The organism is Chitinophaga sp. YR573, assembly GCF_900110995.1.
Classification (GTDB): domain Bacteria; phylum Bacteroidota; class Bacteroidia; order Chitinophagales; family Chitinophagaceae; genus Chitinophaga.
Genome location: NZ_FOJF01000001.1, coordinates 3,915,659 through 3,928,969, shown reverse-complemented (window position 1 = coordinate 3,928,969; position 13,311 = coordinate 3,915,659). Strand labels below are relative to the sequence as shown.

Annotated in this window: 17 protein-coding genes; all 17 read right to left on the bottom strand. The window is 43.9% G+C overall.

Annotated features, from left to right (window positions below; translation table 11 throughout):
• Window positions 1-4 precede the first annotated feature (4 nt).
• The 17 genes from BMW86_RS16590 to BMW86_RS16510 all read right to left on the bottom strand — a co-directional run bounded on the left by BMW86_RS16590 (window position 5) and on the right by BMW86_RS16510 (window position 13,110).
• Window positions 5-1,216 carry a DUF2062 domain-containing protein gene (locus BMW86_RS16590; protein ID WP_089782843.1) on the bottom strand — a complete coding sequence of 404 codons (1,212 nt, stop codon included), beginning with the start codon at window positions 1,214-1,216 and terminating at the stop codon, window positions 5-7.
• A gap of 1 nt (window position 1,217) precedes the next feature.
• Window positions 1,218-1,583, bottom strand: coding sequence for an ApeI family dehydratase (locus BMW86_RS16585; RefSeq protein WP_089782842.1), 366 nt, complete (start codon window positions 1,581-1,583; stop codon window positions 1,218-1,220).
• Window positions 1,583-2,194 carry a flexirubin biosynthesis protein LolB2 gene (locus BMW86_RS16580; RefSeq protein WP_089782841.1) on the bottom strand — a complete coding sequence of 204 codons (612 nt, stop codon included), beginning with the start codon at window positions 2,192-2,194 and terminating at the stop codon, window positions 1,583-1,585. Before BMW86_RS16580 ends, BMW86_RS16585 begins: the two co-directional genes overlap by 1 nt.
• Window positions 2,172-2,807 carry a flexirubin biosynthesis/transport protein LolA2 gene (locus BMW86_RS16575; RefSeq protein WP_089782840.1) on the bottom strand — a complete coding sequence of 212 codons (636 nt, stop codon included), beginning with the start codon at window positions 2,805-2,807 and terminating at the stop codon, window positions 2,172-2,174. Before BMW86_RS16575 ends, BMW86_RS16580 begins: the two co-directional genes overlap by 23 nt.
• Window positions 2,800-3,546 (bottom strand): polysaccharide deacetylase family protein, encoded by a 747-nt coding sequence (locus BMW86_RS16570; RefSeq protein WP_255372934.1) that lies wholly within the window; start codon window positions 3,544-3,546, stop codon window positions 2,800-2,802. Before BMW86_RS16570 ends, BMW86_RS16575 begins: the two co-directional genes overlap by 8 nt.
• Before the next feature lie 23 nt (window positions 3,547-3,569).
• Window positions 3,570-4,637 carry a beta-ketoacyl synthase chain length factor gene (locus tag BMW86_RS16565; RefSeq protein ID WP_089782838.1) on the bottom strand — a complete coding sequence of 356 codons (1,068 nt, stop codon included), beginning with the start codon at window positions 4,635-4,637 and terminating at the stop codon, window positions 3,570-3,572.
• A 2-nt stretch (window positions 4,638-4,639) separates the two neighbouring features.
• Window positions 4,640-5,836: a beta-ketoacyl-[acyl-carrier-protein] synthase family protein gene (locus BMW86_RS16560; RefSeq protein ID WP_089782837.1), complete on the bottom strand. Its 1,197-nt coding sequence runs from the start codon at window positions 5,834-5,836 to the stop codon at window positions 4,640-4,642.
• The gene (locus BMW86_RS16555; RefSeq protein WP_089782836.1) at window positions 5,836-6,096 is read right to left on the bottom strand and encodes a phosphopantetheine-binding protein; all 261 of its coding nucleotides are present in this window, start codon (window positions 6,094-6,096) and stop codon (window positions 5,836-5,838) included. Before BMW86_RS16555 ends, BMW86_RS16560 begins: the two co-directional genes overlap by 1 nt.
• Window positions 6,097-6,103: 7 nt before the next feature.
• Window positions 6,104-6,703, bottom strand: a complete 600-nt coding sequence (locus BMW86_RS16550; RefSeq protein WP_089782835.1) for a hypothetical protein — start codon at window positions 6,701-6,703, stop codon at window positions 6,104-6,106.
• Between the two features lie 5 nt (window positions 6,704-6,708).
• Window positions 6,709-8,004: an NAD(P)/FAD-dependent oxidoreductase gene (locus BMW86_RS16545; protein WP_255372933.1), complete on the bottom strand. Its 1,296-nt coding sequence runs from the start codon at window positions 8,002-8,004 to the stop codon at window positions 6,709-6,711.
• On the bottom strand, window positions 7,989-9,056 hold the full coding sequence (locus BMW86_RS16540) for a methyltransferase (RefSeq protein ID WP_089782834.1): 1,068 nt from the start codon (window positions 9,054-9,056) through the stop codon (window positions 7,989-7,991). Before BMW86_RS16540 ends, BMW86_RS16545 begins: the two co-directional genes overlap by 16 nt.
• A 23-nt stretch (window positions 9,057-9,079) precedes the next feature.
• Entirely contained in the window at window positions 9,080-10,222 is a 1,143-nt protein-coding gene (locus BMW86_RS16535; RefSeq protein WP_089782833.1) for a beta-ketoacyl-[acyl-carrier-protein] synthase family protein, read from the bottom strand.
• Window positions 10,219-10,671, bottom strand: a complete 453-nt coding sequence (locus BMW86_RS16530; RefSeq protein WP_089782832.1) for an acyl-CoA thioesterase — start codon at window positions 10,669-10,671, stop codon at window positions 10,219-10,221. Before BMW86_RS16530 ends, BMW86_RS16535 begins: the two co-directional genes overlap by 4 nt.
• A 107-nt stretch (window positions 10,672-10,778) precedes the next feature.
• Complete coding sequence (locus BMW86_RS16525; protein WP_143056598.1) at window positions 10,779-11,522, bottom strand: hypothetical protein; 744 nt, start codon at window positions 11,520-11,522, stop codon at window positions 10,779-10,781.
• A gap of 13 nt (window positions 11,523-11,535) precedes the next feature.
• Window positions 11,536-11,955 carry a hotdog family protein gene (locus BMW86_RS16520; protein WP_089782830.1) on the bottom strand — a complete coding sequence of 140 codons (420 nt, stop codon included), beginning with the start codon at window positions 11,953-11,955 and terminating at the stop codon, window positions 11,536-11,538.
• 7 nt (window positions 11,956-11,962) lie between these two features.
• Window positions 11,963-12,853 (bottom strand): LpxL/LpxP family acyltransferase, encoded by an 891-nt coding sequence (locus BMW86_RS16515; protein WP_089782829.1) that lies wholly within the window; start codon window positions 12,851-12,853, stop codon window positions 11,963-11,965.
• A complete protein-coding gene (locus BMW86_RS16510; RefSeq protein WP_089782828.1) occupies window positions 12,853-13,110 on the bottom strand; it encodes an acyl carrier protein in 258 nt (85 codons plus the stop codon). Before BMW86_RS16510 ends, BMW86_RS16515 begins: the two co-directional genes overlap by 1 nt.
• Window positions 13,111-13,311: the final 201 nt, after the last annotated feature.

Sequence of the window (13,311 nt, the reverse complement as noted above, 5' to 3'; positions counted from 1 at the left end):
AGATTTAATTATTAGCAGCCGGCCTGAATATCTTCAGACACAACCAGGTAATGATAAAACCCAGTAAGCCTCCTGCGATTGCCAGCGTGGTGCCACCCGCAAAATATTGTACTGCATTCAGCAGCCCGTTTTGCGAAAGCATTTTTTTCAGTCCTTCTATAGAAAGGTTATCAGTGATAGTAATAGCAGTATCTGCGGGTACGAATAACTTCCCTGTTTCAAAACTGCCATAAATAAAGAACGGAATCAGCGGAGGCATACTGATATTACAGGCAATCAGCACTAATGCCTTATTTAGCCTGAAATAAGCAGCTACCGCTACCGCGGTGATGAGTTGCAGGCCCCAGATGGGAACAATGCCCATAAAGATGCCTACGCCTATAGAAGTTGCCTTCACTGCGTTCGATTCGTGCTTGTTCAGGAAGTGATCATGCCACATGCTGTACCAGCTATCCTTCTTAAACAGATAACGGATGAAGTTGCGTGGCTTGATATATAAGAAGGCGATTAATACCAGTACTGTATTTAATACGCTGATGCGGGAGAAATCCCTGAAAGGACGGAAATGTGACACACGTTCGTCCGCGGGCGGATAGTATACCTTCACCGGTGCCCAGTCTATCTTAATTCCTTTCCAGGAACAACGTACCAGCACCTCTATCTCAAACTCGTATTTTGTACACATGAAATGCATCTCCTGCATAGCATAGACAGGATACAATCTATATCCTGATTGTGTATCAGGTCCTTTCAACCCTGTTTCCACATAGAACCAGAAGTTAGAGAACTTATTGGCAAATGTATTTTTGCCGGGCATGTTTTCCTGTTGCAGGTTACGTGCCCCTATAATGATATGTCTTTGATGCGTAGGCAGCTTCTCCAGGAACACCAGCAGGTCGGAAGCAAAATGTTGTCCGTCTGCATCCATGGTAATCACGTAGTCGTACCCCTGCTGTAATGCATAACGGAAGCCCCTGCGTAGTGCAATGCCTTTGCCCCTGTTAGGCGTGTAATCCACCCGCTGTATCTGCGGGAAGTTGTCCAGTACGGTAGCCGTATGGTCCGTACTGCCATCATTCACTACAATCACATGAGACGTATACGACAATACATCCTGCAATACAGCCCCCAGTGTGTTAGCGTTGTTGTAGGTTGGGATAAGCACCGCTACTTTAAATGCGGTGAACTGTTCATTATGTGTAGTGTTGTCCGTCATGTTATATCTCTGCAAATGTCCCCTGGAATTTCATAAAAGTGAGGGCTTCAAATTTAAGGGCCGCAGTCACCTTCAATTCATTCTCCTGTATTTTGTATTGCAGCGTGATTTCTGTCTGTGGATTTATCACAGGATCTATCATGTTCAGGAACTTCATGTTGGAAGCCTTCTTAATGATCACCTTTTTCTGTAAGGACCTTTCCAGCAGTTCTGTAATGGTTTGCATCATGCAAACACCGGGCACTACAGGTCTGCCGGGGAAATGCCCTTCAAATACGGGATGCTGTGCATTCCATACAATTCTGAAAGTACCGCCGCCTTCAACGGCTTCTTCCTGTTCCAGTGTATATAATTTTCCTGCTAGCATTATTTCTGTACGCGTTGTAATGAAATATTAAATTTAAACTGCTGATGCCTGATCTCTATAGAATCCGGTACACCCGCTTTATAATTAGTCAGCCATGCTTTCACTACCGGCTTGCGACGGGATGATTTTTCTATATGCATCAACTGAGTACACATCGTATCTGTGATATAATAATTATTCCCTTTGGCGGTCGGCACTACAATATACTGGTAGTTGCTATCACGCTTAATGGTAGCATGTTGCAAATCCGGTCTTAATAAAGCCAGTTCAAAATCACCCCTTAAGGTTTTTACGACTGCTTTTTTATCCATCTTTGGCAACATATAATGTTTTACAAAACCGCCATCCTTTGTAAACTCAAAATCAAAGAATTTGAATCCCATCTCATTCGCAAATACTACTCTCAAACTACTGTCAGGCATCTGCTTGAAAAAGAGTAATCCGCTGAGGTGATGTTTCATTACATCTACCTGTGTACTGTACAACGTATTGGCAAACTGAGGGCGGAACTGTTCTATACAGTGTACATCCCCTGTTGTTGATTGCAGTCCTTTATAAACAGATGTGCAACCCGTTATCAGTAACAGACTACTTAACAGCAAATACCGCATCAGGAATAGCTACATTCAGTTGTTTATGTAAAAAGTTGATGCTGGTATCATCTCCTCCTGTTTCGTACATCTGTATGGTGGATACAGAGTAATCCTTCTTATCTACCAATAAATGAATAGATTTAAAGTACTGGGCTAATGCTTTATTCACTGGTGTTAATTCCAGTAAATAATTCTGTGCATTCTCCAGGATAGTAGTTGTGAAATCTGTATTGTTCAATACATTTCCCTGCACACAATCCACCGTAATTTTATTGATCTGTTCAAACAGTTTATTGCCTTTGGTGGAAACATGACTTTCCTTCTGACCATCTTTTGTTTTGATATCCTTACCATTCATCACCAGCAGATAATAAGAAGGCGTCAGGTATTCCATCTTCACCTTATTATCTTTCCTGAACCAGAACTTTCCTTTAGAAACAATTTTGTCGGACAGCATGCTCAGGTTTTTCTCCTGCACAAAATCGCATTGTATAGATTGTGTTGCCTGTGATGCTTTTGCAAACTGCTGTTTAAAAGTAGCCGCATCCTGTACTGCTTTGTAACCGGCAGTCTGTGCCTGTGTGTGTATCGTACAAACAATACAACTCAGTAATAAAATCCATCTACGCATAAGCGGGTATGTTTAATAACTTATCAATTCTTTCTATCCGGTAACCTTCTTTACGTATGTGATTTATCAATACAGGTAATGTCTGTACTGTCACATGCATAGAATCGTGTAATAAGATAACAGCTCCTGGTTTAATGAAAGGTGTAATACGCTGCATCAGTTCTTCCGGTTGTTTTACTACGGTATCGAGTGAACGGATATTCCATCCTATTGAGGTATAACTTCCTTTCTTTACCGCCTTTTTTAAATTAGGATTCGTTACCCCATAAGGAGGGCGGAATAAACGAGGTCTTTTACCGATAGCTTTTTCAATCGTATCATCTGTCAGTTGTAACTCTGCCAGCATTTTATCCGCGCCAAACATATCAAACCAGAAATGATGTGAGTAGCTGTGATTACCTGCTATATGGCCTTCTTCATTTATTCTTTTTAATAAAGATTCATTCCCTGCTATCCGGTTCCCTATGCAAAAAAAAGCAGCAGGCACATTCTGTTGCTTTAATATATCCAGTATCTCAGGTGTATGTTGTAATAAAGGACCATCATCAAAAGTAATAGCGACTACTTTTTCTGTGGTATTCCCTTCACATACTACCGGCATAAAAAAACCAGATCGAACATTCATAGCACCCCATACCAAAATTCCTGAATAAGAGAGCAACAATAACACAAATATCCACCAGGGTACAGGATTCAACAGATAGTTTGCCAGCAGCAAATTCGCCAAGGCTACAAACAAAATGATATTTATATTTCGATGTGTCAGCATCCGGTTAAAAGTATCAGGGAATGATGTGTTCCTTTATAATGATTATAAATCAGGATCTTCTTTATCTTTTCGGGTGTGTTGCCTTTGAACAAAACATCCGCTGGTACCTGTCCGGAAGATAATACCTTACATCCTACCCACATGCCAAAAGAGGCAGCTGTAGGATATTCCCCGCACAGGTGTTTAAAACAACCTACTGCCTGATCAGGGAATAATGTTCTTTCCACATGATCATACCATATGTCTCCTTCGCTGTCTCCGTTACGTCCTGTAATTAACAGGTCTATATCTTCCTGAGCTATTTCATGCACAGCGAGAAATGCAATGATATCTGCGGCAATCTCCGCTGTACTTCCCGGCTTGTAAGAAGTAGTTAATCCGGTTAATCTTGCATGACTGTTATCCCCTTTCTCTGTACCCAGTACAAAACAGGCAGCACCTTCACCGGCAACAGTACCGGGAGTAGTGCTATGCAATAACTCAGTATGTGTAACCGGTTCCTTTTTAAAGCGGTTAAAGCGGGAGATAATGTTGAAACTATGTGTGGTAAGTTCATCCATCGCTCCCATCAGGATATGTTTGGATTTCCCTTCTTTCAGGATCATGATACTATCCAGCAGTGCACTCTCAAAAGAAAATCCTTTATGTACAAATGTATTATTATAGGCATGACAGCTTAACATTAATGCTATCTGTCCGGCCACTGTATTATGCGTAGATTGTATAAATGAAGTAGGCGTCAGCATTTCTTCCTGCTGATTGATCATCTTGGTAAGAAATACGCCGGTATCATCCAGGCAGCCATAAGCAGTACCGGTGATGATAGCATCCGGTTTCTCCACACCAGCTTCCTGTAAACTGAGTTTAGCCGCAGCTACGCCCATTTTAATGATACGGCTCATACGCCGTATCTGTTTAATGTCTATCCATTGTTTATAGTCCGGATCACTTACTTTCAGGCGTGCACCATCATAAGCGGGATTAACAACAGCCGGGAACGGCCCTTCAGCAGCTGTTTCCAGCGGCGACACACAACCCGTTCCTTGTATATAGATACTCATACTTAGCCGATTGAAAATATTAGGCTGGAACAATTACCGCCAAAGCCAAATGAATTAGACATCACATGATGCACTTTGTTACCTTCTGAAAACGCTGTTACCGGTGTAAAAGGTATTTCTTTCATCCGGGTGCCGAAATTGGCATTCGGATAAAGATATCCTTCCCTTACTGCCAGTGCAGAAAACACCGCTTCTATACCTCCGCTGGCGCCCAGTGTATGACCGGTAAATGATTTGGTACTGCTTACCGGCGGATAATGCGGAGCAAACAGGCGTTCGATGGCTAGTCCTTCCGAAGAATCATTATTCTGTGTACCGGTGCCATGCAGATTGATATAATCAATCTCTTCCGGTTTTAATCCGCTCATCTCCAGCGCTCCTTTCATTGCGAGGTAATTACCAACGCCTTCAGGAGAGGAGGCTGTCTGGTGATATGCATCATTGGCATTCGCAAAGCCACTCAGTTTACACCAGGGCGTGCGTATCAGTTCTTTTAACTCGTCCTTCACCAGCACTACATAACCAGCTCCTTCACCCAGGTTCAGCCCTTTGCGGGTATCATCAAACGGGCGACTAGATTCCTGGTCCAGTATCATCAACGTATTAAATCCATTGAGTGTAAAACGTGTGAGTGCATCAGTACCTCCCGCTATCACCACATCCACCATGTTATTCCTGATCAGCCTTGCCCCATACATCAGTGCGTTGGCACCGGAAGAACAGGCAGTACTGATAGTGGTAACGTGATGACGAATGCCTAAAGAATCCGCTACCAGTTCGGTAATACTGCCACATTCGTGGTTCACTACCTGGTTCAGCTGACCGCTCTGCGGGTCTTTCAGATAATCTGCGAAGAAGTCTTCGGTTTTATCCATCCCTCCCACCGTATTGGCAGAAACGAATCCTACACGGTAGTTCCTGAGTTCACCCAACCCTGTACTGTCCCAGGCTTCCCGGGCAGCAATTTTACTCAGTAACGCCGTTCTGCTGATATGAGCCGGCATACCTGCACGGACAGCAAGAGTAGCATTATCCGCTCTTACTTCCACTACAGGATAAGTACCTTTGTGAGCAGACGACAGGTATTCCATCGTAGCGGCACCGGTAGCCATATTCCTGAAGGCGTCTATACATGCAGACAGGTTATCCCCTATCCCGCAGATAACGCCGCCACCGCCGATCCATACTTCGCCGGCCATTATTGTTTAGTTTGCTGGGCTGTAATAAATTCTGCCATTGTGCGTACAGAACGGAATATTTCTGGCCCCTGTTCCGGGTTGGCAATACGGATGTTATAATTCTGCTGTAACAGTACGATCAGCTCCAGCGCATCAATGGAATCCAGTCCCAGACCTTCTTTAAACAAAGGCTGATCATCTCCGATCTCTTCCGGTTTCACTTCCTGCAGGTTCAGCTGCTCTACGATCTGGGCTTTCAGCGCCGCCATCAATTTTTCCATGTTCTATTTATAGTTTATTTATCTGAAGGTTCTCCGCATTCATCGGCAAACCCTGCTTTTCTTTTTCAACCAGGTGCAAAATTACTTCATATTGCTCGTTCATCACCTCCACCCATCCACAAAGTGCGGCCCCTACTGCATTTTCATCAAAAAGCTGCTGCACATAAGACATAACCAGCTCTGTATCAAAATGATCCGAAGTAAAAAAGGCATTCTCTCCTTTAAAACCATGACGGATGCTAATCTCTCCCATCACAATGTTGGGTAGGGTATATACGAACAATGCGGGGCTTGGGAACTCCTTTACGGTATCGTAATAGCGCAGGTCTGTATCCAGACTGGCACTCTTATTCGCCAGTATCAGTCCCACCTCTGCAGGCGGGTAATCCAGCGGCTCTTTTAACAGCACTTCTGCTGCCAGCCAGCCCAGCTTGCACAAATGGTCCATCTTATGGAACTTGGGATACTGACCGGAAAAGCGGTCGTACGCTGCCCGCAGGAAATCCTGCAGGTTCAGGTCCTGCGATGCTTCCCATAACAACTCCCCATTCCGGTAGATCCGGTGTTGCCGGATTACACAACTTGCTGTGATAGATACCTCTCCCAATCGCTTTATTCCTGTTTTAAGATTTGTGTTAATTCAATAGTACGGGCCAGGCGTTTCAATGCTGTATTGTGATTCTTCACATACAGGTTGGTTTCATCCCACACATAACCGGCCAGTACTGAACAGATCTGATTCTTGATAAGAGGGTCCTGATCTTTAGAAAAGAAAATGGTGTCCAGTGTACCTTCGTACCAGGCCATCACATAAGAGCGGAATGTGTTCACACCCTGCATGGTTGGTTCCATATATTCTTTCTCCCAGTCTACAGCCTCTCCCTTCAGTTTGCGTATCACCAGCTTTGCTGCTGTTTGTGCAGATACACAGGCTAAAGTTACGCCAGAAGAGAAGATAGGGTCTAAAAATTCCGTTACGTTGCCGGTGAGTACAAATCCATCTCCGTAGAACTTATCAGTGGTAGCGGACCAGGATTCCAGTATTCTTGGTTCAAATACCATATCTACACCCCGGAAACGTTCGCGGGTATAGGGTTCCGCTTCCAGCATGGCACGGTACTGCTCTTCAGGTGTACCCGGATATTCCGCGAAGAACGACGGATCACCTACAAAACCGACAGAGGTAACACCTGTGGAGAATGGAATGATCCAGATCCATACACCGGGTTTATGCACCACGGCGGTGATACGGTTAGGTTCATCGGCCATAGAGCGGCGCACATCTACGGTATGTGCAAATAACGCTTTACGGGGTTGCAGATTAGAAGCGCGTTCCAGGTTGAACAGGCGGGGAATTACCCTGCCATAACCGCTTCCGTCTACTATAAATTTAGCTGCTATTTCATGTTTGTTGCCTTGCAGATCTTCTACAGTCGTCACAGAATCAGATCCGTTGAATTTGATGTCTGTAACAGTTGTTTCATAAGAAACGGGGACACCCATTTTCTCTACGGTATCTGCCAGGGTTTTGTCAAAGTCTGCACGGGTAACCTGCCAGGTCCATGTCCAGCCCTGCGTATGCTGTTCTTTGAAAGTAAAGTCGCATACGGAATTACCTTTTACGAATTTGGCGCCGAACTTTTCCTGGAAACCTTTCTCTTTGATAGCATCAATAAATTTAGCTTCTTCCAGGGCTTCCATGCTGCGGGGTAACAGGCTTTCTCCGATAACAAAGCGGGGGAACTTTAGTTTCTCGACAATTTTAACAGTGTAACCTGCCTGATGAATAATGGATGCGGCTACAGTTCCGGCAGGACCTGCACCGATTACTAATACATCCACTTTTTCTGTAGTCATAACATTGTAGGGTTTAGTTGTAATAGTTGTGGCTTCTATTTTCTTTTGCATTGCAGCAAGGTGTAACTCAGTCCCATCTGGTTGTTTTCTTCAACAATTTTCAATCCTGCATGATCAATACACTGGAAAAAATCATCTGTATGGTACATCTGGCTGTTACCATTGGCCATAGCTGTAAAATACAGGGAAGTCTGTTGCAGGCAGAAAGCAGCTGATTTAAATGGTTGTCTGTCCCAGAATGGTTCCAGGATATAGATAGTCCCGGTTTCTGTGAGTGCCTCTCCGCAACGTTTCAAAATGGATACGATCTGTTCTTCAGAGAAGCAGTCCAGGAACTGGCTCATCCAGATGGCATCAAAACCAGCGGGGAAAGGCAGGCTTTCATCCAGGATATTAGCTTCATGGAAAGATACGCGATCAGCAACGCCGGCATCTTTCACTCTTTGTGATGCAATTTCAATTTCACCTGGTAAATCGAACATGGTTACCTGTACATCCTTATCGTGGGCAGTACATGCCAGTGTCCATTTGCCGGTGTTCCCCCCAATGTCCAGCAGTTTGCGGGGTTTATTTTCAAATACGATCTGTAATGCCTGCGGGAATGCGAGATCGGAATAATAGTGATCAAAGTCGTACCAGCTTTTGCCTATTTTAGGCGGCAGCAGTGGCAGTCCGGGGTAAATGGTATCCCAGGGGCCCAGCTCCTTTAACCCGGCAGGTTTTCCTTCTATCAGGCTTTCCTGCAGATGGTCCATACCACGGTAGCAGATGTCCTGGGTAAAGTCCATGTTAATGCGGGTCAGCTTATCATGCAGAATGAAATAGCCTGTTTTGGTAAGGGAATATCTCTTATCGTTCACGATCAGCAGTTCCATGCCCAGCCCTGCTTCCATGAGTACACGGGCAGCATAACGGGTTACTTTTACCTTTTCCAGTACTTCTTCTATAGTCAGCCCTTTGGTGCCGCTATCGCTGATTACCTGGAGGATGCCCATATCGCGTAATGCGCGGGTAGCCTGGAATGCTATAGGCGCAAATGCCAGTCTTAATGCTGCTTCCTGTGCCTGTAGTGCTGTCTTCGTTTCTTTATTAAAAAGCTCCATATTACAATTATCAAGTACCCTTTTTATTTGGAAAATACCATTGCTGCGTTACATCCGCCAAATCCTGACACTGTCTTCAAAAAATGTTTCATCTCTTTCTGCATCATCTCACTGCTTACTTTCACCGGCTCACTTACCCCCAGTGTTTCAAACCCCAGAGTAGGAATCACTACATTCTGTTGTAAGGCATGCATGCCTATGATGGCTTCTATTAATCCTGCGGCACCTAATGTATGCCCGTAATAACTTTTCAGACTGTTTACAGGTGTGTCCAGCAAACCTGCCAGCTGTAATGCTTTAGATTCCATTTCATCATTATACAGCGTAGCTGTACCATGTGCAGAAACAAAACCTATATCAGTACTACTCACCATACTGTTTTTCATGGCTGATACCATTGCCTGGCTCAGTTCTGCACCAGTACGTGATGGGCCGGAAATATGGTTCGCATCATTACTCACCGCCCCTGCTCCTACCAGGATGGCATTGGCGGGTATGTATGCTTCTTTGCATGTTAAGATCACAGTACCTGCTCCTTCTCCCAGTGTTACTCCTTTTCTGGCTGCATCAAACGGGCGGCAGGGTTCACTGCTCACTGCCTGAAACGACTGGAAACCTGATAACACAAACTGGGTTACTACATCGGCGCCTGTCACTACTGCATGATCATAACGCCCTGATAAAATAAGTCTGCGGGCCGTTAATATGGCCAGCAGTCCTGAAATACAGGCGTTGCTCACTACAATAGGGTCTTCTTTGTAATCAAAATAAGCCGCTATTTTTTTAGCTGTATGAAATAGTTCCATCTCCTGCAAAGGAGCATCAGATGGATGCTGTTCCAGCAGTTCAATATTCCCTTTCGTTGTAGACACAATAAATGCCGTACGTCCGTCGGTGATGTCTATCTCTGTTCTGTCTAATGCAGTCTGCACAGACAGGATCAGTAGTTGTTCAAACTTCGTATAGTTGTCAGGGCTATCCTCATTCCAATATCCTTCCAGTTGTCCGGGTTGCAACATAGCCGCATAAAAAGGCTGTGTATACAATGCTTTGTTATCCTGCAATTGTATACCACTCTGCCCTCTGGAGACATTAGAGAAATTCTCCTCTGTAGTTCTGCCTAAAGGAGATAAAATATTGTCTGCAACTACATACACGCTTTTCATCTTCTTTTCACATTAATTGGAGGTGGTATAAGCCCATGCGTTGTTTTCCATGTTTCAAAAAATGGAGGGATGGTCAGTTGCAGGGTAGATGTAGCTGCATCCAGGAATACCTGTAAAGAGCTGCCTTCTGCCACCAGTTCTCCTGTTGCCGCATTAAAGAGCGTATATTCAAAACTGATCTTTGCTGCTGCGGTATTGATGTATTTTGTTTCCACAATTACACGGTCGCCATAACGTAAAGAGCGTTTATAACTGCATTGTACATTTACCACAGGCACTGTATATCCTTCCTTATAAATATCCAGGTAACGCAAGCCGTATTTTTCGCCGAAAGCTTCTCTTCCGTCTTCAAAATAACGCACATAGTGGCCATGCCATACTATCCCCAGCGGATCTGCTTCATTAAACTTTACCAGTATATTGGCACTCTCGGTTAATACGGCGCTCATGTTTATATTTTATAAGAGAGCAATTTTTTAGTGATGGAGCTTCGCTCCATCACTAAAAAATTGAAAGAATTTACAGGGCTTCGCCCTGCACCCAAAATCAAACTAAGTTACTCCCCCTTTTTCACTACTTTCTTAGCCTTGGGAGGTTTCGTTGTTTTCAACGTATCTTTTTTAGGCTGCTCTACGGGTTCCTCCTTTGCATCAGGAGCAGCAAGTGCTTCCTTCTTCCAGTCGGAATAATCATCTTTATCTATAGAATGTAATACTTTGTATACTGTGTATGCCCAGTAGTTACGGAAACCGAATCCCTGTGCTTTACCCGTCATACGCTCAGTAAACAATACTTTTTTGTTAGACAGGTTCAGCAATGTAACGTACATCGTAGCTTCTTTATTCAGTTTGCTCATGCCGTCCATGATAAATACCAGCCCTATGCCTTTCTTCCCGCTCAGTTCATAGGATTTCACATGTTTAGCAATATCTGCTATTTTAACACTATCCTTTTCCATTGCTGCCTCATCATCTACTTTCAGTGTTTCTGTGTTCCTGGCAACATTCAGTTTATTCACAACAGACAGTTCGTTCATAACATGGTCTCTTCTGAAAGAACCGGCTATATCATACTTCTTCTGCTCGTTGGTGATCACGTTGTTGATCTCTTCAAACTTGTCACGCATCTGGCTGGCAACAGCTGTTTCTCCCTGTACTTTAGCAAGGGAAAAGTCTACGCCAAGATAAGTGAGAGGAATAGTGTCATTATTGTAAAAATCCTTAAGGGTTTGTGCCTGGGTGGCCAGACTTAATAACAGCAATGAAAAGAGACAGTACATGTGTCTTTTAAAATACTTCATAAAAATCGGGGGTTTATGGGTTTATGAAAATCTTCAGTTCGCATTGCGCCATCAGCTTTCCATCCAGCATTACCTTAGCTGCTACCATGGTGGCATTGAACACCTGGCTTTGAATTTCGGTAATAGTTTCGATGAATGAACCGGCTGGCGGCAGTTCAAATACTTCAAAATCTTTCACGGCTCCGATAAAGCCAATAGGTACGGGCGTATTTTCTTGCTGGGCAACATAACCAACTCTGGCAGCAGCAGTCTGCGCCATATTTTCCAGTAAGCCGGGGGGCATGAACTTACCATCTTCAACAAACAGGTTATCAGCTGCAATCTGCAGACCGGTGCGGGTAATATTATCTTTCACTTCCAGCAGGCCGCTGATCATCACCACAGGTGGGCGTTGTGGAATATACTCTGTAATGTTGTCTGTGTGGATGAACATAATCAGTTTATTTTGGATTGGACGAGTCCCAGAAATCATAATAATTAAACCACTGCTCAGGATACTTCTTCACGATGGCTTCCATCTCTTCTACAAAATCCTGTGCTGCCAGTTCTACCCCCTGCCGGCGACGGCCGTTGTATTCCCTTGGCTTAGTGGCGTATAAATGGTAATGCGTACCCGATTCTTTACAGGCAAACACCAGCGATACCGGTACACGGAATGTAGCAGCCAGCAGGAAAGGACCTGCCGGGAACTGAGCATCCTGTCCCAGGAATGGTACTGTTACCGTTTTATTGCCTTCCAGAAAACGATCTGCATGCATGCACACCAGTTCCTGTTTGCTCAGGGCATCATTAATGGCGTAAATGTGCGATAAATCATCCTTAATAACAATAATATTCACATTCCTTTCCCCCGTAACAGATGACAAATACTTTTTAATCCGCTCGTGTTCTCCATCGAACATCACAATATTAATCCTTGTTTCCAGCCGCTGAAACAGGTGCCCGGCCACTTCCCAGTTGCCCAGGTGTGCACTGAGCATGATACCGCCTTTGCCGGCAGCTGTTATTTCACGCAGATAGGCCTCCCCCTCAAATTCAAAAGTGAATTTGTTGGATAAGCCCGACATGACAACGATCTTGTCTATCAGCACTTGTCCGAATACATAGTAGTTCCTGTATACACTGTATAAGGATTTCCACCAGCCGTATCCGACTTTTGTATGAAAGTATTGAAAAATGGGGCGTGAAGAACTATAAGAAAACAAAAAGTAGTATCCCGCCACAAATCTTAACAATACATATGCGGGCATTACTCCTCCGTAACGCAAAATTCCAATGAAAATACTGTACCCCAGCTTGTTTCCCTTGGATTTCCCCTCCCAGGAAGACATTATACCAGTTCTTTTTGCTTTACACGAGTGCCTACATAGTCGTAGAAGTCCTGGAATGTAATAATTGACTGGAAATCTTCAGGGTTAACCTTGAAACCGAAGTTATTTTCAATAACAACTACCAGGTCTATATAATCGAGACTATCCAGGTCCAATACTATCTTGAGATTAGCATCTGGCTTGATATTCTCTGGATTGGCTTCAAATTCCTCTACCAGGAATGCATTTGTGGTCAATATGATCTCGTTCTTCTCCATAATAAGTGTAACTCTGAGATATAGGTTGAAACAATATTGTTAATTAAAATAATTAGGCTGATTAATAATGAAATGCTGTGACATTACCCTTCCTTATATCCCCTTAAATGATCCTTTAACGTTAACTATAGTTCGCCTGGTCAATACGTTATGATGATTATTCCCGCTCAAAGTTAATAATATCCGGGCAGTTAAGTGCAC

Excerpts from the sequence above, each read along its gene's own strand:
- BMW86_RS16590 (WP_089782843.1), bottom strand. The coding sequence starts at position 1,216 with ATGACGGACAACACTACACATAATGAACAGTTCACCGCATTTAAAGTA.
- BMW86_RS16585 (WP_089782842.1), bottom strand. The coding sequence starts at position 1,583 with ATGCTAGCAGGAAAATTATATACACTGGAACAGGAAGAAGCCGTTGAA.
- BMW86_RS16580 (WP_089782841.1), bottom strand. The coding sequence starts at position 2,194 with ATGCGGTATTTGCTGTTAAGTAGTCTGTTACTGATAACGGGTTGCACA.
- BMW86_RS16575 (WP_089782840.1), bottom strand. The coding sequence starts at position 2,807 with ATGCGTAGATGGATTTTATTACTGAGTTGTATTGTTTGTACGATACAC.
- BMW86_RS16565 (WP_089782838.1), bottom strand. The coding sequence starts at position 4,637 with ATGAGTATCTATATACAAGGAACGGGTTGTGTGTCGCCGCTGGAAACA.
- BMW86_RS16560 (WP_089782837.1), bottom strand. The coding sequence starts at position 5,836 with ATGGCCGGCGAAGTATGGATCGGCGGTGGCGGCGTTATCTGCGGGATA.
- BMW86_RS16555 (WP_089782836.1), bottom strand. The coding sequence starts at position 6,096 with ATGGAAAAATTGATGGCGGCGCTGAAAGCCCAGATCGTAGAGCAGCTG.
- BMW86_RS16545 (WP_255372933.1), bottom strand. The coding sequence starts at position 8,004 with ATGCAAAAGAAAATAGAAGCCACAACTATTACAACTAAACCCTACAAT.
- BMW86_RS16540 (WP_089782834.1), bottom strand. The coding sequence starts at position 9,056 with ATGGAGCTTTTTAATAAAGAAACGAAGACAGCACTACAGGCACAGGAA.
- BMW86_RS16535 (WP_089782833.1), bottom strand. The coding sequence starts at position 10,222 with ATGAAAAGCGTGTATGTAGTTGCAGACAATATTTTATCTCCTTTAGGC.
- BMW86_RS16530 (WP_089782832.1), bottom strand. The coding sequence starts at position 10,671 with ATGAGCGCCGTATTAACCGAGAGTGCCAATATACTGGTAAAGTTTAAT.
- BMW86_RS16525 (WP_143056598.1), bottom strand. The coding sequence starts at position 11,522 with ATGAAGTATTTTAAAAGACACATGTACTGTCTCTTTTCATTGCTGTTA.
- BMW86_RS16520 (WP_089782830.1), bottom strand. The coding sequence starts at position 11,955 with ATGTTCATCCACACAGACAACATTACAGAGTATATTCCACAACGCCCA.
- BMW86_RS16515 (WP_089782829.1), bottom strand. The coding sequence starts at position 12,853 with ATGTCTTCCTGGGAGGGGAAATCCAAGGGAAACAAGCTGGGGTACAGT.
- BMW86_RS16510 (WP_089782828.1), bottom strand. The coding sequence starts at position 13,110 with ATGGAGAAGAACGAGATCATATTGACCACAAATGCATTCCTGGTAGAG.